At 48.0% G+C, this 21024-nt stretch carries 14 protein-coding genes; 4 read left to right on the top strand and 10 right to left on the bottom strand.

Annotated elements, in window-relative coordinates; translation table 11 throughout:
- Positions 1-369: 369 nt before the first annotated feature.
- Entirely contained in the window at positions 370-1275 is a 906-nt protein-coding gene (locus tag H8Z76_RS10005) for an AraC family transcriptional regulator (RefSeq protein WP_186982410.1), read from the top strand.
- Between the two features lie 15 nt (positions 1276-1290).
- Here H8Z76_RS10005 and H8Z76_RS10000 read toward each other — a convergent pair whose 3' ends face one another.
- The 3 genes from H8Z76_RS10000 to H8Z76_RS09990 form a co-directional block, all read right to left on the bottom strand.
- Positions 1291-3423 carry a glycoside hydrolase family 36 protein gene (locus tag H8Z76_RS10000; RefSeq protein WP_186982409.1) on the bottom strand — a complete coding sequence of 711 codons (2133 nt, stop codon included), beginning with the start codon at positions 3421-3423 and terminating at the stop codon, positions 1291-1293.
- Between the two features lie 16 nt (positions 3424-3439).
- On the bottom strand, positions 3440-5905 hold the full coding sequence (locus H8Z76_RS09995; RefSeq protein ID WP_186982408.1) for a beta-mannosidase: 2466 nt from the start codon (positions 5903-5905) through the stop codon (positions 3440-3442).
- A 112-nt stretch (positions 5906-6017) separates the two neighbouring features.
- Positions 6018-7055, bottom strand: coding sequence for a LacI family DNA-binding transcriptional regulator (locus H8Z76_RS09990; protein WP_186982407.1), 1038 nt, complete (start codon positions 7053-7055; stop codon positions 6018-6020).
- Positions 7056-7316: 261 nt separating this feature from the next.
- Between H8Z76_RS09990 and H8Z76_RS09985 the strand changes: the two genes are divergently transcribed.
- From H8Z76_RS09985 to H8Z76_RS09975, 3 genes are all read left to right on the top strand, one after another.
- The gene (locus H8Z76_RS09985) at positions 7317-9341 is read left to right on the top strand and encodes a methyl-accepting chemotaxis protein (RefSeq protein ID WP_186982406.1); all 2025 of its coding nucleotides are present in this window, start codon (positions 7317-7319) and stop codon (positions 9339-9341) included.
- Entirely contained in the window at positions 9338-10318 is a 981-nt protein-coding gene (locus H8Z76_RS09980) for a sugar ABC transporter substrate-binding protein (RefSeq protein ID WP_022514293.1), read from the top strand. The genes H8Z76_RS09985 and H8Z76_RS09980 overlap by 4 nt, the downstream gene beginning before the upstream one ends.
- A 180-nt stretch (positions 10319-10498) precedes the next feature.
- On the top strand, positions 10499-11911 hold the full coding sequence (locus tag H8Z76_RS09975; protein ID WP_186982405.1) for an IS1182 family transposase: 1413 nt from the start codon (positions 10499-10501) through the stop codon (positions 11909-11911).
- Between the two features lie 177 nt (positions 11912-12088).
- Here H8Z76_RS09975 and H8Z76_RS09970 read toward each other — a convergent pair whose 3' ends face one another.
- The 7 genes from H8Z76_RS09970 to H8Z76_RS09940 all read right to left on the bottom strand — a co-directional run bounded on the left by H8Z76_RS09970 (position 12089) and on the right by H8Z76_RS09940 (position 20960).
- The gene (locus H8Z76_RS09970; protein WP_186982404.1) at positions 12089-14284 is read right to left on the bottom strand and encodes an alpha-galactosidase; all 2196 of its coding nucleotides are present in this window, start codon (positions 14282-14284) and stop codon (positions 12089-12091) included.
- Positions 14285-14406: 122 nt separating this feature from the next.
- Entirely contained in the window at positions 14407-15033 is a 627-nt protein-coding gene (locus H8Z76_RS09965; protein ID WP_243240530.1) for an NUDIX hydrolase, read from the bottom strand.
- A 24-nt stretch (positions 15034-15057) separates the two neighbouring features.
- On the bottom strand, positions 15058-16167 hold the full coding sequence (locus tag H8Z76_RS09960; RefSeq protein ID WP_186982403.1) for a CPBP family intramembrane glutamic endopeptidase: 1110 nt from the start codon (positions 16165-16167) through the stop codon (positions 15058-15060).
- A 97-nt stretch (positions 16168-16264) separates the two neighbouring features.
- Positions 16265-17995 carry a phospho-sugar mutase gene (locus tag H8Z76_RS09955; protein WP_022514297.1) on the bottom strand — a complete coding sequence of 577 codons (1731 nt, stop codon included), beginning with the start codon at positions 17993-17995 and terminating at the stop codon, positions 16265-16267.
- A gap of 90 nt (positions 17996-18085) precedes the next feature.
- Positions 18086-19018 (bottom strand): glycoside hydrolase family 113, encoded by a 933-nt coding sequence (locus H8Z76_RS09950; protein WP_186982402.1) that lies wholly within the window; start codon positions 19016-19018, stop codon positions 18086-18088.
- Positions 19019-19159: 141 nt separating this feature from the next.
- A complete protein-coding gene (locus H8Z76_RS09945) occupies positions 19160-20506 on the bottom strand; it encodes an MATE family efflux transporter (protein WP_186982401.1) in 1347 nt (448 codons plus the stop codon).
- Positions 20507-20606: 100 nt separating this feature from the next.
- Positions 20607-20960: a hypothetical protein gene (locus H8Z76_RS09940; RefSeq protein WP_022516570.1), complete on the bottom strand. Its 354-nt coding sequence runs from the start codon at positions 20958-20960 to the stop codon at positions 20607-20609.
- Between the last annotated feature and the right edge of the window lie 64 nt (positions 20961-21024).

The raw sequence follows: 21024 nt of genomic DNA, 5'->3' as shown, positions 1-21024 counted from the left end.
ATCCTCCTTTTTGTGTTACCTTATTTCCTGTTACCTCTGTAACTTAATTTAATTATATTATATTTATTTTTTAATTCATCACTCATACTTGCGTTTAATATCTTTTTCTTGCTCTTTTCGTCACTTCTGTATATGTGTCCAAATTTGTTCCTTGGTTTTTGTGCATTTTTACTTTTATTTTTTCACATTTTTATCTCTTTTTTCTGTTTTTAGCCTTTTTTACTCAAATCAGCAATATTTATTTACCTTTTCTTGCTTGCCTTTCTTTCTATTTTACCATATAATATAGAAAATATCAGTGTGTAATCGTAACCAGTTCTGGCAATTCCTATCCATTTTGCCAGACGAACGATAAGGAAAGGAGTTTTTATGGACTTCAGACAGGAATTCAAATCTTCCTTTATCCGTCTTCCCGCGCTCGGTGCCGGAATGTCGGAATATAGTCTGCTCGGAGAAGTCTACGGCAGCACGCCGGATCACACGGTCGGCGACATGATCTCTGTGCTCGCGCACAGCTCGATCACCTGCCAGCCGCCGTTTTCCTACCACATCCGCTCGCTCGGATGTTACCTGCTTCTCCTTACGACCAGCGGAAGCGGTACGCTGCGTTACGGAAACCGGACGCTCGAGTTAAAAGAGAAGACCCTTTTGTTTTTTGACTGCCGTCAGCCCTTCTCTCTTTTTATCAATCACTCTTTCTGGAATTTTGAGGCTTATTTTTTAACCGGGACAAACTTAAAAAATTACTACGAACTTTTAAAAGAGCTGGAACAGCCGTTTAACCTGCATACCAATTCTTCCGTTTTCCAGCACTTCAAGGCACTTGACCGGAACAACAAGACTTACGCGGACCGGAACCCGGTTCTGGATGTAAAGTGCCTGACGGACATTTTTACCGAGATCGCTCTCATCCGCCGCGCAGAGGACGAGCCGGTCGAAAAGATCCCGCCTTATCTTCTTTATATGAAAAAATGCTTCGATTACTCCTACGCAGAAAACTATACGCTCGCCGATTTCGAGCAGAAGCTTGAGATCAGCAAGTATCGTCTCTGCAGAGAGTTCTCAAAACATTTTTCCTTATCTCCGCTGCAATATCTAAATCACAGGAGGATCGATATCGCAAAGGATCTTTTATGTACGACAGACGAGCCCGTCCATGAGATCGGCTCGTCCATCGGAATTGATAACACCAACCATTTCATCGGTCTCTTCAAACGTGAGACCGGATTTACCCCAACTGCATACCGACAGCATCTGTTAGAGCAGAACGGTTAGGCAGCCGGCAGGACTTTATGACCATGTGAGTTCGTAAAGTCTTGCCGTTTTTTCTTTTTTCTGTTCTACACTGAGCGTACCGGTCCGCTCATTCCACGCATACGCGTCTTTTGCGTAAGAAGGATAGATGCAGCGCACGTTCACTTCTTTTCCTGCCAGTCCCGCAACTGGAAGCACCCGGCTTTCCTGCGTGCCTTCCCTGCGCCAGACGGCAAGATAGCATTTCTTTTCTCCGCGCATGCCAAGGCTCACCCATTCATCCGCATAGGAGGAAAGCCCAAGCGGCCAGAACGGATAAAAGTCTTTGATATCTGACCGGATCTTTTTGTAAAGATCAAGCCCCTCTTTCACCAGTTCCTTTCTGGCATCATCCAGTTTTGCGAGATGACCGCTCTGATGCACGCGCAGCAGCATCGCGTTTACCATGTTAAAAACAACTTCTTCTTTTAACGCGTCCTCCGGCACCTGCTCCTCATGGTTCATCGGATAAGTCCAGACCGCGCTCTGTTCCGGTGTCAGCCCGCTCGGCGAATTTGCCGCGATTGTGGCATAATCCAGATAATTTTCCTGATCGCTCGTAGACTGGATGCTGTAACGGGAAAGCATTGCGTAGTCGATACGCATGCCGCCGCTCGAACAGTTTTCTATGATGAGATCCGGATAGCGCGCGAACACGCCGTCCAGCCAGGAAAGATAACTGCGCTCATGGGCAAGCATTCCGTCTCCCACACTGTCCGCGTTTAATTCCGTTCCGATCCCCGGCTCGATATTGTAATCCATCTTTATATAGCCGACGCCGTAATCGCGCACCAGGCGGTCGATCACCTGATCCGCATAGTCGCGCACCGCAGGGTTCCGGTAATCCAGCTGATATCTGCTTCTGTCATACACACGCTTTCCGTGGCGTACAAAGAACCAGTCATCCGGAACTTTTTTCGCTGTCTCACAGCAGATCCCCATCACTTCCAGTTCCAGCCAGACGCCCGGTATCATACCTTTCTTGCGGATATAATCCGTCACCTCGCGCACGCCGTTCGGGAAACGCCTGCGGCTCTCTTTCCACTCTCCGACGCTGTCCCACCAGTCGCCGTCCGCATACCAGCCACAGTCGATGCAGAAATATTCGCATCCTGCCTCCGCCGCGGCATCGATCAGCGGAAACTCCGCCTCTGTCGTAGGTTTTCCCCACAGGCAGTTCATGTAGTCATTGAATATGATCGGGAGCTTTTCATTGTCCGCGTTGACCCTGCGGATCTTTCTGCGGTAGGACGTCAGCGTCTTCATCGCGTCATCAAATCCGTCTGCCGTCACACCGACCGCCACCGGAACACCGGTGAAGCTGTCGCCCGGCTGTAAGGTTTTGTACCAGTGGGAATAGATTTCATTCGGGCCGCTCACCGCAAGATACAAATGTCCGTTCTGGTCTCCGATCTCCCAGTGCCACGAGCCGTTGTGCTCGATCTGGAAAAACAGGCCGCTTCCTGTCTCCGTATTTTCCAGATATGCCATCGGCAGGTATTCCTTGCTCGACCAGTTTCCGGTATTAGACACCCGGATCATGGAGGAAGACCGCTGGTCTTCAACAGGCTGCACCAGTTCCATGCCAAGCTCCGGCAGGGTATAGCACTTCCAGTTCATCTCTCTCTGCCAGCTGTTATGTGGAACATAGATCTTCATCTTTTCATCTCTCGGAAGCACGCCCTCTTTCTCGATGCCCTCATAATTAAAAGAGGAAAGATATTCCAGCGTCTGCGGTTCATGTCCCTCATTCCGCACCGTCTGCCACATGCGGACGATCGGATCTCCATCATAAAACTGCAGATACGCGTCCACAAAAACATTCGTCACGTCATCGCGCAGGATAAATTTGAGCAGCCTTCCCTTTTCGTTCCTCTCATCCGTATGCCCCGCATATTTCATCCGGTAGCCCGGCGCTGTCACGATATATTTATTGCCGTGCCGCTCATACGGCCGGTCAAATCCCGAAAGATTCATCTCCACAAAGCGGAATCCGTACTCTGTCGTTGCCGCCACGATATCCTCGCGGTGAAACGGCAGTGCGGAAAAATGGAGCAGCTTTAAATTATTTTCCTCATCGATCTCCCACACAAGATAGATGCCGTTTTCTTTGATCTCTATTGTCTGCATATGAAAAGCCTCCTCCTTAATAAGTATCTGTCACAGAGCGGCATACAAGCCGTTTTTTCAGATCCTCCGCATCCGCGAAGCTTCCCTGTGTGATATCTTCTTTCTTTAATGTGACCACGGTTTCCTTCTTTTCGGTGAGCATCAGATAATTATCACCAAAGACCGCGTCCGCATCCGCGAAATCCAGTTCCAGGAATGGCACAAACGTATCGGCACAAAGGTGGATCCGATATTCGTCTTTTTCTTCTGTGACCGTGGCTTTCACCTGTGGTTTTTTCAGTTTCAGATATTTATACGGTACAAAAATCTCTGTCTCCTTTAACACGGTTCCATCGGAAAGTGTTACCACTGCCTCTAAAAAGACTTCTTCTTTATCCCTCACTTTTAACAGCTCTCCGTAGTCCTTTTCTATCAGAAGTTCGGATGAGAGCTCTTTTACCGTGCCTTTTTTCTCCACACAGTCAAGCACTTCAAGGTCTAATGTCTTTAAGACAAGCTTCGCCTCATACTGCTGCCCGCGCATCGTTTCGTTTTCCAGATAGACACCCGCCATCTCTCCCTCCAGGCAGATGCTCGCCGCCGTCTGCGCGTAGAAATGTTTTGCCGCGTAATGCAGCGCTTTCCAGCGTCCGAAATAATCGATACTCGCCCAGGATGCCACCGGCCAGTTGTCATTGACCTGCCAGTAGAGCGTTCCCATACAGCGGCCACGGTTTCTGCGCCAGTGCTCCACACCGCTTTTGATTGCCATCGCCTGTAAGATCTGTGTCACATAGAGCAAGGACTTAAAATCTTTTGGATAGCGGAAGTTTTCGGAGAGATAATATAACATCTTTCCGTTTGCCGCGTCATTTTTCTGGTGGCTTTCCATGACTTTCGAGAAGATATTGCGGTCTTCCTCCTCCGTAAAGCTTTCCACTGTCTTATAGGAAGGGAAGGACTGGAAGCCGAATTCCGAGCAGAAGCGGAAAAAGTATTTCCGGTAATCCGAAAACGGTTTCTGTCCATGCCATACATCCCAGTAATGCGTATCCCCGCGGTCTTCCGAATCCGGTTCGTCAAAGCAGCCGCCGGAAGACGGGGAAGACGGCCAGTAGAAGGTATCCGGATCCGCCTCTCTCACCGCATGCGGAAGGATCTGTTCAAACTGTTTTACATAATCGGCACGCAGATACGGTGTCTCCTTCTGGAAATCTCCCCAGTGATCCCACGCCGACTCGATCTCATTATTTCCGCACCAGAGTCCGAGGCAGGCATGATGGCGCAGGCGTCTCACATTATCCAGTGTCTCCTGTCTGATGTTTTCCGCGAACGCGTCCGTCACATCATATACATTGCAGGCGTACATCAGATCCTGCCATACGATCAGTCCGTATTCGTCGCACAGATCGTAAAACACATCGTTCGGATAATAGCCGCCGCCCCAGACACGCAGGCAGTTGAAGTTCGCGCGGACGCAGGATCTCACGAGATATTCCTGCCGCTCTTTTGTGATCCTCGTATAACAGCAGTCTTCCGGGATATAATTTCCACCCTTTGTAAAGATCTTCACGCCGTTTACGATAAAGGCAAACTCCTGCCCCCACTGGTCTTTATCCTGACTAATCGTGAGCGTCCGAATCCCGATCCTCTTTTTGACCACATCACGCACACTGCCGTCCTCCGCCAGCAGTTCCACCGTCACCGTGTAAAGATTCTGTTCTCCGTATCCGTTCGGCCACCATTTTTTCGGATGCTCCAGCAAAAGTCTCACTCTGCCGTCTCCATCCGCCGGGATCTCCGTATTGATCTCACCTTCCACCGAAACGCGGATGCGCGCTCCGTCCTCTGCCGCTCCGTCAAGTTTTGTCTGCACATCGAGCCATACGCGCTCCGCCTCGTGCTCCTGTCTGATATGTACATCATCCAGCTTTGCCCCGCTGTACGCTTCGAGATAAATATCGCGGAAGATCCCCGCATCGATCAGCTGTGGGCCCCAGTCCCAGCCAAACATGGAATGCGCTTTGCGGATCAGTTCATTTCCCTTCATCGCGCCGCAGGGAACATACCTGATCTCGCGGTTTTCCCGGTACGGATAATTTTCAATAAATTTAAGCACGGAGCCAAATTTGATCCGGATCCGGTTGGTTCCGCGCACCAGCACCGACTTTACCGGGACTTTCCATGTACGGTGCATATTGTCCGCCGCAAGCACCTTTGTGTCATTGATGTATACATCCGCAAGCGTATCGAGTCCCTCGCAGACGAGAAGGATCTTTTCCTCCGAGAGAAGCTTTTCCTCCACCTCAAATTTCCGGATAAATTCATAGTCTTTCCAGAATAATTCTCTGGTCTGATACTCGTTGTCCCGGTAAAACGGATCCTCGATCTTTCCATTGTCCAAAAGCCCGGAGAGCACTGTCCCCGGCACTGTGACCGGATATCGCTCTACACTGCCACACTCCCCAAACTTCCATGCCCCATTTAATGTTACTGCCTTCATTTTTTTGCCTTCTCCTTTCTACTTTCCAGCCATCCGGCTCTCTAAAACAAAAAGCACCCTTCTCTCATTTCAAAACTCTGAAATAAAATCAAGATACTTTTTTCAAGCTGCTTTACTCTGATTCACTGCCGCCCTCTAAGGATCTCACGCTGTCTTTGTGAACCATATGTCCCTCTACGATCGAGATGCCCTGACGGTAATGCTCCCCGTTCATCTTCTTGGTCAGGATATGGAGTGCTTTTCTCGCCATCTCTTTCATATCCACTTCATAGGTCGTGATCCCGATCTCACAAAGACCCGGATACAGGTAATTGTCAAATCCGACGACCGACACATCCTCCGGCACGGAAAGTCCCTGCTCATTTAACTTTTTGATCAGGAAACTCGCGGTCAGATCACTGTTGCAGACATAAGCGGTCGGCTGATCCTTATAATTCTCAAGTTTGCCATCAAAATTGATCAGACCATATTTCATATCACGATCCGGGATGACCCACTCTTTCGGAATCTGTACACCATGTTCCATCATGGACTTCGCGTATCCGAAATACCGGTCGGTGATACTCGCCGTGATAAGAAGCGTTCCCACATAGGCGATCTTTCTGTGTCCCTGCTCAAACAGGTAATTGGTCAGAAGGTAGGAACCGTAATAGCTGTTTGAGATCACGGAATCCTCGATCACATGCTCATCATAGAAATCCAGATATACCGTCGGAATGTTGCATCTTTTCTTTAATTCCTTCAGATATTCTCCAGACAGCTTACCTACGATCACAATACCGTCTACCTTGTGTTCCAAAACGATCTTGGGAAGCGTAATATCCATTTCATTCTCATAAGTGACTACTTCAAGCATTGTAAAGCAGTCCTTCTGCACTGCCTTTGTCGCCACACACTGATACATCTTCCAGTAAAACGAATCATACTTATCCAGGTACCGGTCAGATACCAGCACACCGATATTATAACTCTTTGCCTGCTGCTGCTTCATCGCCGATGGTGGTTTGTACCCCATCTCATCCGCAAGCTGCTTTATCTTTTCCCGCATCGGCTCGCTGACGCCCTTCTGTCCGGAAAGCGCCTTCGAGACCGTAACGGTGCTAACTCCCAATTTTACTGCTATGTCTGCCAGCTTTACTGCTTTCGCCATATGTCCCCCCCTCAAAAACTTTTTTGTTTTTTTAAGCTAATTAAACTTAATTTTATTTTAAAGTCAATTCCTGATTTTGTCAATATTACAAATCGCCATTTGTTTTACAGGGCTAATTTCAGCTAATCGAAAATTGTCCACAGCGCCGCTAAATTCAATGGTTTCAGCCTTGAATTCTCTCCCCAAAAATCCTATAATAAAAACGACCCGATGATATTTTTACAGAGAAAGCTATATTATTTTAGAGAGGAATGAATACGAATGAACCCAAAACAATCCAATGAAAAGAATCCCGAAAAGATGCTTTCCATTAAGACCAAACTTCTTGGAACGATTCTTCCGCTCACCATCATCATTGTGCTGGTGCTGACCGGAATATCCTACTTTATTTCCAAGTCGATCATATCGTCTTACTCGGAAAACCTGCTCACTTCTTCGATTGAAAACCAGTCGAACGAGATCGAGGCATGGTTAAATGAAAACCTGTCTTCTTTCCAGGTAGCCAAAAAGACGATCGAACAGACCAAACCGGATGACGCCGCCTTAAAGCAGATCTTAAACGGCTACTGCGGCTTTAACGATAATTACCCGGACGGTCTTTATATTGCAGATGAAAACGGTACACTCATCACGGCGGACGATTCTTCCAAGAAGGACAGCGATCCAACTTCTTCCGTGTGGTATAAAGACGGTCTGACCCGTGTCAACATGAGATTTACCGATGCCTACACCAACGAAGACGGAGATGCCGTTATCAGTGCTTCCGGTATTTTAAATGACGGTTCCGATACCTTAAAGGTAATTTCCGCGGATCTGTCTTTGGACCGTATCAGTATCATCGTAAACAGCTTCATCGAGATGGATGATGCCCAGGCGTTTCTCGTGAACCCGAAAGACGGCTCCATCCTTGCGCACCGCGACAGCTCGATGATCTCAACCAGACTGAGTGATTCCGGCGATGCCTTTTTAAAGGATGTCGGAGCCAAAGTCGCTGACGGCGATTACTCTCTGACAAAGATCGACGGAAACATGACCGCGTTCTCGGAGATTTCCGGTACGGACTGGATCCTTGTTTCCTATATCCCGACTTCCATTATTTATAAGGATGTCAACAAAGTACGGACTGACATGATCTTAGTAGGTCTGATCTCCGTTCTGATCCTGGCTGTTTTGATCGAACGTGTCATCCACTTTACGATCCGCCCGATCAAGGAGCTTACTTCCATCATCACTTCGATGACAGACGGCGATTTCACCGTGGAAGTAAAGACAAAGAGCAACGACGAGATCGGTCGTATGGGACGCGGTGTGGAGAGATTTGTTTCCACCATGCGCGGTATGATCGCATCTATTTACAGTGTATCTGACAAACTGCACTCCCAGGCGGACAACAGCAATACGGTCTCCGACCAGATGCTTGACGCTTCCACCACACAGAGTCAGTCCATGAAGGAGTTAAACAGCACCGTGGAGCAGCTTTCTCTTTCTGTCAATGATATCGCCCAGAACGCAACCACTCTTGCGATGGTCGTTGCCGATACCAGAAAGGACAGCGAAGAAGTGGATGACAAGATGAAAGAGACCGTCACCATTTCCCGCCAGGGCAAATCCGATATGCAGCGTGTCGGTGCGGCAATGACCGACATCAACGACTCCGTGCTCCACTTACAGGAAGCGATCGACAAGGTCGGAAAAGCTTCCAGCGAGATCACAAACATCACCAACGTGATCGCGGGAATCGCCGATCAGACCAACCTGCTCTCCTTAAACGCTTCGATCGAAGCTGCCAGAGCCGGAGAAGCCGGCAAGGGATTTGCAGTTGTTGCCGGTGAGATCGGACAGCTCGCGCAGACCAGTGCCGATTCGGTACGCGATATTGAAAATCTGATCCACGAGATTAACGATCTGGTAAAAGACGCAGTATCCCAGGCGGACGGCAGCGCAGGCAATATCAACGAAAGCAGCCGTCTCGTTGAGGATGCGTTAAAGACCTTTGACGCAATCTTCAACAACATCGACGCGGTCAGCGGTCTGGTTCAGCAGGTCATTGAAAAAGTCGAAAAAGTAGATGATGTTGCGAGCAACGTAGCCGCAATTTCCGAGGAACAGGCTGCAAGTTCCGAAGAGATCCTTGCGACCTCCGATACCATGGTAGAACAGGCAAACCACATCACAGACAACAGCAAGACCGTTGCGAACGACGCGAGAGAACTGACAGAATCTGCTCAGGAACTGGCGGATCAGGTCAGCATGTTCAAAATTTCGAAGGGAGCGAACGAATCATGAAAAAGAAACTTGGAATTCTGATGGCTGCCGTCATCTTTGCACTGACAGCCTTTGCCGGATGCGGAAACAGCTCGTCTGCTTCTTCCGGAAACAACGGCATTAAGATATTACTTTCGTTAAATGAGATGGATGATTTCCGCCAGACACTCGTGGATGGCGCGACCGCCGCAGCTGCCGAACAGGGCATTCAGCTGGATGTAAAGGATGCGGAGGGCTCAATCGAAAATCAGTCCGCTTTTATCAAATCAGCAGAATCCGATGGCTATGATGCCATCATCTGCAGCCCGGTATCCATCGATACCGTAGTCGCTTTAAAGGCAAACGCGGGTAACCTGCCGATCGTATTCATCAACAGCTGCCCGGACGAAAAATACCTCGAAGCAGACAAATATATCTATGTCGGCTCCGATGAAAAAGTTGCCGGTCAGTATCAGGCAGAATATGTACTGGATGCGCTTTCTGACAAGAGCGAACTCAATGTCGTTATCTTAAAAGGGCCAAAAGCACATTCCGCTACGATCGGCCGTACCAAAGGTGCCAAGGAAACCTTGGAGGCAAGCGGCAAAACGATCAACTATGTATTTGATGACTATGCAAACTGGGATCAGGACACCGCAGCGGATCTTTTTAAAGTTTTCCTGAACACCGGTGTTACCCCGGACTGTGTCATCTGCAACAACGACTCTATGGCTCTCGGTATCATTGACGCCTGCAAAGAGGAAAACATCGACCTTGACAAGCTTCCGGTTCTCGGCATTGACGCCACCGCAAACGGCTGTGAAGCGATCGAGAACGGCGATATGGCATTCACCGTTTACCAGTCCGGAAAAGGACAGGGTACTGCCGCTGTTGAGGCTGCTGCTCATCTTGCCAACGGAGAATCCGTAGGCTCCATGGACGGCGTGACCGATGACGGAAAATACGTCTGGGTACCGTTTGAAAAAGTAGATAAGAGCAACGTTTCTGATTACAAATAAGTATCCATGCAAATAAAAACAGAAAGAGGACTGCCAGATGTGCAGTCCCCAGACTGTAGACAAAGTCCTCGGCTTTTCGCCGGGGATTTTGCTGTATTAAAGAGGCGAAAAGTCGTATTTTCAAGACTTTTCAGCCTCTTTCTGGTATAATAAAAGTATCAAAAAAGGCGGTATTCTTCTATGATGACACAAGAAACAGAAAAAGTAAGAAAGCAAATGCAGATCGTATGTATTGATGATCTTGTTCCGAAGGATCATCTTCTACGGCTTATTGACAAAGCAATTGACTGGACATTCATCTATGATCTCGTCCGTGATACTTATTCCGACGGAATGGGTAGACCAAGTATTGATCCCGTTACGCTTATTAAGATACCTCTTATTCAATACCTGTATGGAATCAAAAGCATGCGGCAGACAATCAAAGAGATTGAAGTAAACATGGCTTACCGTTGGTTCCTTGGACTTGAACTTTATGATCCAGTTCCTCATTTTTCTACTTTCGGGAAAAACTATACCCGTCGTTTTAAAGATACCGACTTATTCGAGCAGATTTTCCAGCGTATCCTTGAAGAGTGTTATCGTTTTAAACTGGTTGACCCAACAGAGATTTTTGTTGATGCAACGCATGTGAAAGCGCGGGCGAACAACAGAAAGATGCAGAAACGAATCGCAAAACAGGAAGCTTTATTCTATGCTGACATGCTGTGTCAGGACATTAACGCAGACAGAGAAGCGCATGGGAAGAAACCTCTGAAAGATAAAGATGATAACAACAAACCTGGTTCCGGTGGCAACGACACGTTTGAAGATTATACGGATGATGTTCCGACAGATGAAAAAACAATTAAATGCAGCACTACAGATCCTGAAAGCGGCTGGTTTCGAAAAGGCGAGCACAAGCATGTGTTTGCTTATGGGATTGAAACAGCATGCGATAAAAATGGATGGATTATTGATTTTACAGTAAATCCTGGTAATGAGCATGACAGTCGAACATTTAAAGGTCTTTACGATAAGCTTGCAGATGTCGGCATGAAATACTGTATCGTTGATGCCGGATATAAAACTCCTGCAATAGCAAAACTGCTTTTGGATGATGGAGTAAAGCCTGTCTTTCCTTACAAACGTCCCATGACAAAGGATGGCTTTTTCAGAAAATCCGAGTATGTATACGATGAGTATAATGATGCTTATATTTGTCCGGGAAATCACTTTCTGCATTACAGTACAACAAACAGGGACGGATATCGTGAATACAAAAGCTGTGGGCACATTTGTGAAAAGTGCGAGTATCTTTCGCAGTGTACAGAAAGTAGGAACCATGTAAAAGTTGTTACGAGACATGTATGGGAAGAATACATGGAAACATGTGAGGATATCCGGCATACAGAAGGAATGAAGGAACTATACTCACACAGAAAAGAAACGATTGAAAGAATCTTTGGAACAGCAAAGGAAAATCATGGATTTCGATATACGCAGTTGTATGGCAAAGCGCGGATGACAATGAAAGTCGCGCTTACGTTTGCGTGCATGAATTTAAAAAAGCTTGCAAAATGCAAGAGCGAATGGGGATTACGGATGACATAATCCAAGGGGAAAGTTCCTCTTTTCAGCACAAAATTTATAGACACTAAGAAAAAAGACTCCGAGAAACTTTCGTTTCTCGGAGCACTTTGTCTACAGTCTGAGGACTGCCAGATGTGCAGTCCCCTTTTTTATTCCGTTCATTCTCTTTTTCCGTTCTTTTTTCGACGGTCTTTATCGTTATGCCTCTACAAAGTGAAGCAGTCTGCCCTTGTAATCCCCCCACAGATTTTCCACGCGGATTCCCGCATTCATCAGGGTATCACCAAGGTAAACCCGTTCATTCTCTGCGCCTTCCAGCTTATAGCGCTTTTCCGGATCAAGTCCTTTCAGGCAGATCGTTCTGCTGTGGTAATTCGGACGGTTCAGCACCTGGACATACGTAACAAGCGCTTCTGATTTATCCTTTGCAACCACTTCATAGCAGTCAAAGTAATGATTCTCACGGTAAGACGCGATACGGTAGTAATCGCCCTCACGCACCAGATCGTTGTAGGTATGATACATCTTTACCTGTTCCGGGATCATCTTTCTGTCTTCCTCGGAGATCTTTGTGATATCAAGTTCGTAACCAAATGTACCAGCCAGTGCCACATAGCCTCTGGTCTCAAACGGTGTGCTTCTGCCAACGGTGTGGTTCGGGCAGTCAGATACATGCGCGCCCATCGTGGAGAGCGGATATACGAGTGCCGTACCTTCCTGGATCTTTAATCGCTCTACCGCATCGGTATCATCCGAGCACCAGATCTGCGGGCTGTAATATAACATACCCGGATCAAAACGCGCTCCGCCGCCGGAGCAGTTCTCCAAAAGCAGATGCGGGAATTCCTGCATCAGACGCTCCTGTAATTCATAAACCGCAAGCACATAACGGTGATAGATCTCGCCCTGACGGTCTGCCGGCAGTTCGAAGCTTCCGATATCGGTAAGCTGGCGGTTCATATCCCATTTTACATACTCGATGTTTGCGCTGCGTAAGATCTTCGCAATGCTCTCATACGTGTGCTCTCTGACATCTTCTCTGGTCAGATCCAGCACATACTGGTTACGGCAGAGAGATCCGACACGTCCCGGAATCTGAAGTGCCCAGTCCGGATGCTCCTTATAGAGATTGGAATCCGGTGATATCATCTCCGGCTCAAACCAGATACCGAATTTCAGGCCGAGCTTATTCACTTCGTCTACGAGTGCCTTTAAGCCTCCGGTGATCTTTGTCTCGTTGACTTCCCAGTCACCAAGACTGGTATTGTCATCGTTTCGGTGGCCAAACCAGCCATCATCCATAACTAACATCTCGATGCCGTGCTCTGCCGCTGTCTTTGCGATCGCAAGCAGTTTTTCGGTATTGAAATCGAAGTAAGTCGCTTCCCAGTTGTTGATGAGAATCGGGCGCTTCTTGTTCTTATACTCACTGCGGATCAGATGATTGCGGTACAACTCATGATAGTTGTGTGTCATGCCGTCCAGACCGTCCTCGGTATAGACCATGACAACTTCCGGTGTCTGGAATTCTGCGTTCTGCTCCAGTTTCCAGCAGAAGTTCTCCGGATGGATTCCCATCACTGCACGCACCATATCGAACTGGTTTAATTCCACCTGTCCGATGAAGTTTCCGGAATATACAAAATGGAATCCGTAGACACTGCCGCTCTCCTGCGTTGCGTTCTTCTGTTTCAGCGCCATAAACGGATGATCCTGATGACTGGATTCTCCACGGAAAGATTCCACACCCTGATAGCCATGTCCGACCTTACGGTACTCGATCATACGCTCTCTCGCCCAGGAACCGTGCATCGTGAGCAGTTCGAAATCCTGATTGTTCATATCGACACAGCAGGAAAGCGCTTTGGTCAGATAAACTGCCTCACTGCCCTTGTTGATGATCTTTACGCTTCTTGCAATGACATCTACATCTTTAAACGCGGAGTAGATCAAAACGACCTGAAGTCCAAGTACCTTATCTTCGCAGAGAAGCTCTAAGGTATCACATTCCCCTTCCTTCGCGAAGGTCGCCGGAAGTCCGGAAAGCTTCGGTTTTCCGGCATAGATCCTGTGTGATACATAAGACAGGGATACTGCGTTGTGTCCGCCCGCTGTCCGTACCTCAAAACAGCTTCCACGGTAATCCCCAAGTCCGCTGCACGGATACTCCATCGGAAAACTGTCTAGGAAAGACACACGGTCTCTGTTGTTCTTTGACGGAACAAACGGTGCTTCCTCCGTTCCCATCAGATAACCGACATTGTGATCCTTTAATTTTTTTCCATAATACACATGTCCGACAAAATTTTCTTTGTCCACGATACCGATGATATAACTCGTATTCGGTGTGTCCAGTTTGAAAATGCGCTCTTTTTCATGGTAAACAACTGCCATTTCCTTCTCCTCCTTATTTCCGCTTTTTCAGTGTTACTAACATAACACAGGTTCTTGCTTTCGTATACTTAATTTTTGCTTATAATTTTCTCACTTTTTGCGGTAAAATTGCTTAAATTAGCTTAAACATCCAGAAACGCAAACGGCGCGGACGCATCCATCTGTAAAAACTGCATTAAAAGGTACGCGGCACGCAGGCAGACCCGCTCTTCCTTGAGGATCCGTCTCGCCTCTTTTTTGTCTACAAATATCACCTCAAGCGTCTCCGTATCTTCTCTCTGCGTGTCAGCCACGGTTCCGGAAGCATAGCCAAATACCGACGCATCCGTCTCATCGGTAAAGCCGGGTCCGATAAAAAACGGGTTGCGCAGGCTGTCATTTCCACCCTCATAGACCGTAAAGTCGAGCCCGGTCTCCTCTTTCATCTCGCGCACCGCCGTCATTTCCTTTGTCTCGCCCGGATCGATACATCCGGCAGGAAATTCATAGATATACGCATCGAGCGGATAACGGTACTGCCGTATCATCACGACCTTGTCCGGCTCATCTTTTAAGACCGGGTAGATCACGATCCCTTCAGGTCTTACTTCCTTTGTCTTTATCTTGATGTTATCCGCGTCGTTGCGTGACGCGAAATAGTAGTCAAACGGCTGTCCGCTCGCGGAACGCGCGTCAATGTGATAAAGATTGAGGAAACGGTTATCCGTCAGTTTTTCTACTCCCATACATTTGTTTACTTCATTTCCCATATGCCTCTCCTTTCCCGGTATTCCTTATTGAAAGCCGCGCATCAGATCACTCATGTCTGACACCTGCGGCATAACGCCCAGCATAAAGATACACGCGATAAACGAGATCACGATCGCCGCGCCCGAGGTTATAAATGCCGCGATCAGGATTCCGTTTCTCTTCCGGCTCTCTTTCCATGCGGTATAGGATCCGAGCAATCCAACGACACCAAACGCAAGACCATATCCGGCACATCCCATCATGATCCCGATCATTCCGAGGATCAGCGACACGATCGCTGTATGCTCACATGATTTCTGCGACGGGATCACAACAATCCCGTTTCTCTTATCCTCCAGCTCCTGAAGCTTACTTTTCCGGAAAAGGACAAGTGTCGGGATCAAAAAGATCGGAACCGTGATAAAATTAAGCCACGACAGCTGGTTGATACTGTCGATCGCATCGCCCATTCCATAAATGCCGCTCGAAAGCATTGACGCGAAATCCGTAAGCGCATGTGCCACGATCACGATCCAGATATTTCCGCTCCGCAGATAGATCGCCGCGAGCAGTCCGCCTAAAACGGCTGCCTGGATCGCCTGCACCAGAGCACTTGCCACCGAAACACCGGAAAAGATATTTGTCAGATGCACCGCACCGAAGATCACACTGCTAAGCACTGTCGCCGTGACGATTCCTTTTTTGCTGTTTCCGAATTTATCTAAAAACAGGTTTAAGATGATCCCACGGAATACCAGCTCCTCATTAAATCCGATCAAAAACGTCGCAACCGCAAATAAAAAGATCTGTACCGCCGGCTGTACCTGTCCGTCTCCTGACATACTCTGGATATAAAACTGTCCGATGATCTCATAAATGCAGTACGCAGTCATAAAGCCTCCAATATAAAATCCGGTCAGAAGGCCTTCACCCATTTTTGCAAATACTCCGATATAGCCAAGCGCGAGCAGCACGATCAGAATATAAACGCTCGCTGTAAGCTCTGAGACCACTGTCATTCCGTAGCCCGGCAGTATCATAAAACAGCTTGCGAGGAAGGTCGCCCCATCCATAACAAGCAGAAATCCAGCTGCAATCGCCACTCCCAGAATGAACACAAGCACCGGATTCCAGTTCTTTCTTTTCTCCCGCATAGTTTCTCCTTTTCTCTTCTGAAAAACAGAGGCTGCCGCCAAGTATTTCTACTTACGCAGCAGCCCTCTCCCTGTTATTTCGTTCTGTTCTCTGTCTTTATTCTGCTTTTGCAGCTTTTAACATATCTTCTCTTACCGCTTCTAATTTCTTTTCTGCGTCTGCAAGAGATGTTCCCTTAACACCAAAGTAGAATTTGATCTTCGGTTCTGTACCGGACGGTCTTACGCAGCACCATGCGTTGTCGGTCAGTTCATAGTACAGTACATTGGAAGTCGGAAGTCCGGTCTTTGTAACCTCTCCGGTCGCAAGATCTTTTCTGGTGTCTTCCTTGTAGTCGCGTACGGCAACAACCTTGTATCCGCCAAGTTCTTTCGGAGGATTGTTTCGCATATCGGTCATGATATTCTGGATCTGTTCTGCTCCATCGATACCCTTTAAGGTAAGTGTCTCAAGACCTTCCTTGAAGTAACCGTATTTCTCGTACATATCTACCATTGCATCCCAGAGTGTCTTACCCTGTGATTTGTAGTAAGAAGCAACTTCGCAGAGCATCATAACTGCAACGCAGGCATCTTTGTCTCTTGCGTATGTTCCGGCAAGGCAGCCATAGCTTTCTTCCAGACCAAATACATAGTTGTATGTATGATTTTTCTCGAAAAGGCGGATCTGCTCTCCGATATATTTAAATCCGGTCAGTACCTCGATCAGTTTTACGCCGTAATCCGCAGCGATCACCTTTGCCATATCTGTGGTAACGATGGTCTCTACCAGTGCAGGATTCTCCGGCATGGTTCCGGTTGCTTTGCGCTCACGAAGAATGTACTCCGCGATCAGCATTCCGGACATATTTCCGGTAAAGCTTACATATTCTCCGGTCTTTGTATCCTTGCAGTATACACCAAGACGGTCAGCATCCGGGTCAGTTGCAAGCACGATATCCGCGTCTTCCTTCTTTGCAAGTGCAAGTGCGAGTTCCCATGCAGCCGGGCTTTCCGGGTTCGGATAAGAAACGGTCGGGAAATTGCCGTCCGGTTTTTCCTGTTCCGGCACTACGATGACTTTCTCAAAGCCAAGCTCTTTTAACACGCGGCGTACCGGCAGATTTCCGGTTCCATGAAGCGGTGTGTAAACGATCTTGATGTCTTTTGCCATCTTTTTGATGATGTCCGGATGGATACTCTGTTTCTTTAACTGTTCCATGTACTTGTCATCGATGTCTTCGCCGATCACATTGTAAAGACCTGCTTTTACAGCTTCGTCTTTGTCCATGGTCTTAACTGCGGAAAACTCGGTTACTTTCGCAACTTCCGCAAGGATGTTCTTGTCGTGAGGCGGTGTGATCTGTGCGCCGTCCTCCCAGTATACTTTATATCCGTTGTATTCTCTCGGGTTGTGGCTCGCTGTGATTACAATACCGGAAATGCAGTGAAGTTCACGCACGGAGAAGGATAATTCCGGTGTCGGACGAAGGCTCGGGAAAACGTATGCCTTGATTCCGTTTGCGTTCAGGCAAAGTGCTGCCTCATCTGCGAATTCTTTGGACATGATACGGGAATCGTATGCGATCGCAACGCCCTTGCTCTGTCCGTTCTGGGAAATAATGTAATTTGCGAGTCCCTGTGTTGCCTGACGTACCGTATAAATATTCATACGGTTTGTACCTGCGCCAATGACACCACGCAAACCACCGGTACCGAACTCTAACTGACGGTAAAAGCGGTCCTCAATCTCTGCTTTATCATCTTTAATGGCAAGAAGTTCCTTTTTGGTCTCATCATCAAAATAAGGATCTGTACACCACTGTTCATACACTTTCATGTAATCCATAATCAATTTTTCCTCTCTTTCTCATCCACATATATAGCTTATTATAGCACTTGCCTGTTTTCATTTCTACCACAAAATGAACTATCGATATTATTTTCTCGTCTCATAAAAATTCCGTACCACTTTTTCTGCCGGTTTTTCATAGAGTTCATATCCTTTTTCCTGCTGTGCCCGGGCGCACTCCGGCAGGCACCAGTTCCACGACCAGAGCCCGAACCCGGATACCCAGTCTCTCTTTTCGCATGCCGCGAACATGGCGCGGTAAAAGTCCGCCTGCTCCTCGAGTGCCAGGCCGCCACGCACCGTCCAGTCGTTCGGAACCGCCGCGGAACCCTCCGTTGACATGCAGCCAGCCTCCGCGAAGAAGAACGGCCGGTCAAATTTCTTTACGACTGCCTCGATCCGGTCAAGCTGGTTTTCCCAGTCATCCGCCGGATAATAGCCGCTTGAGGAGATCACATCCACCGCGTCCCACCAGTTCACATGTCCTTCCTGATACTTGTCGGTATTGTAGGACACCGGTCCGTGAAATACTTCTCTGATGTCCGCGATCAGTTTTCTCCACTCTTTTTCACGGATCTCTGTCATGACCATCTCACAGCCCGCAATAAAAAGCTCGCAGCCTTCTTCCTCTGCGATCTTTGCGTAATGCAGCTGAAATGCGGTGTAGGACGCAAACCAGTTGCCCCACTTCGGTTCACACGGCACATCCACATCAAAAAAGTGGATATGTCCGCGCCAGGTTCCGTCCGCACAGTTCACGGTCGGCTTTAACGCCACGCGAAGCCCAAGGCTTTTTGCCTGACGAATCGTATCGATGAGCTCTGCGTCTGTCATCGTTCTCTCTGACCGGAAATCGATCTCCTCCGAGATCGGCGTCGCCTGCACTGCTCCCGGCGCGAGGATCACGAAATCCGCGCCCGTGCGCTCCTTCATCTTTACAAGACTCTCTTTTGCTTCTTCTGTTCCAAGGCATCCGCTCGGTACGAACGGTGCGAAGGTAACTCCCTTTATAAACTTCATCATTATATTCTCCTTTTTCAGCTATGATTCCTTCTGTTTCCAACAGAAAAACACCTGTGTTTTCTTACATATAAATAACACAGGTGTTTTCCGTTCGTATACTTAGTTTTTGCTTTTGTGCTCCCTATTTTTTGCGGAGTGTTACCGCGTGACGTCATTGAGCCATTTTTTCTGGCGGTACCGGAAGAAACAGAACGGCAGTTTGATGATCTCGTCACTGAGCAGGATCACATAGACCGCCGTGACCGGCAGCTTTAACACAAATGCCGCGACCGCGCCCAAAAGGATGGAACAGCACCACATACTGGTCATATCGAGGATCATTCCGAATTTTGTATCGCCGCCCGACCGGAAGATCCCGACCACCATCGTAGAATTTAATGCCTGACCGATCACATAATAGGACATGATGATTAAAAAATTGCTCAGATACACCGCGCTCATCCCCTCAAATCCAAGGATTCCCACAATAAACGGCCGGATGAGCAGTACCACCAGTGAGCCCGCAACGCCGCAGACCACCGACAGCCAGATAAATTTTTTCGCGTAAGCTTCCGCCAGTTCCTCCCGCTTTTCCCCGATCGCTTTTCCGATCAGGATCGCCGCCGCGTTTGAAACGCCAAAACCGACGACCATGGAGAGCTGTCTTATGACCTGCGCCACGGAATTTGCAGCGACCGCACTGCTGCCGAGCCGTCCCATGATCGCAGTATTTGCGGAGTAACCGACGCCCCAGAGCACCTCGTTGATGATGACCGGATACGCGTAATAAAAGAAATCCTTTGTAAGGATCTTATCCGGATGGAAGATCATGCCCGGATGTACCCGCACTTCCTTACAACGGTACCGGCTGTAAAAGATCACGATCACAAGCTCCAGGCATCTCGCGCTCAAAGTGCCGATTGCGGCTCCCCGCACGCCGAGTGCCGGCGCGCCAAACAGTCCGTAGATAAAAATGGCGTTTACGATCACATTCAGTCCCAGCGAACTTGCATAGACCACGGTGGAGATCACGACTTTTTCCACACTCTTTAAGAGGTTTAAGTAGGTCATCGTGTATGCCGCGATCGGATAGGTAAACGCGAGGATCTGCATATATTTCACGCCTTCCGCCGCCACTTCGGGATCATTGGTATACACCGACATGATCTGCTCCGGGAAAAAAAGCGACAGAACCATAAAGAGCACGGCAACGATCTCGGTAAAAAGGATCGCGATCCCCATGATCTTTTCGATCGCCTTTGTGTCACGTTTGCCCCAGTACTGCGCCACGAGCACGGAGCCTCCGGATGCCGCGCCAAATAAAAACAGGCTTAGGATCCAGAATACCTGACCGCCCAGCGAACAGCCGGAAAGCACCTTTTCTCCCACTGCGCCGAGCATCATGACGTCCGTTGCGGACACCCCGACATTGATCAGATTCTGAAGTGCCATCGGCAGAACCAGGATCAGCACTTTTTTGTAAAAATTATCTCTTTCCTTTTCCATCTTTACCCCTTTCTTCTTTTGTATCTCACCATAATATAAAAATCTGCCCTGTACGCATCCGTACAGGGCATGGCATATGTCTGCATCTATATGATCATCTTTATCGTTCCAGTTTTCTGCCAAGGATATAACCACCGCACCAGATCGCTCCCGCCGCGGTTGCAGCCATCACACATTTGATCGCTGCCTTTATCAGATATGAAACAGTCAGAGTTCCAGCGAGATAGGCTTCGTAAGTTCCAAAGATCGACTTTGCGAACATGATCCATCCGCCAACATAGATTGCAAATACCGAGCCAAGCAGTGTACACAGCGTAAACACGATCTTGTTATACATTCTCCATGTCTCTTCGTGCCGTTTTAACTGTTCTTTCTGCTGTCTGATCTTTTCCTTCTGCTTTTCAATGATCGACTCGCTTCCTGTCATTGTATTTTCCTGCAGCTCTTCTCTCATTATCTTCGCGCTCCAGACGGTTTTCGTGCTTTATTTTCGAGTGACAAAGCACATTATAATAAAA

The sequence above is a fragment of the Roseburia yibonii genome (genome assembly GCF_014297335.1).
GTDB lineage: Bacteria > Bacillota > Clostridia > Lachnospirales > Lachnospiraceae > Roseburia_D > Roseburia_D yibonii.
This window is presented reverse-complemented; position numbering and strand designations above follow the sequence as displayed.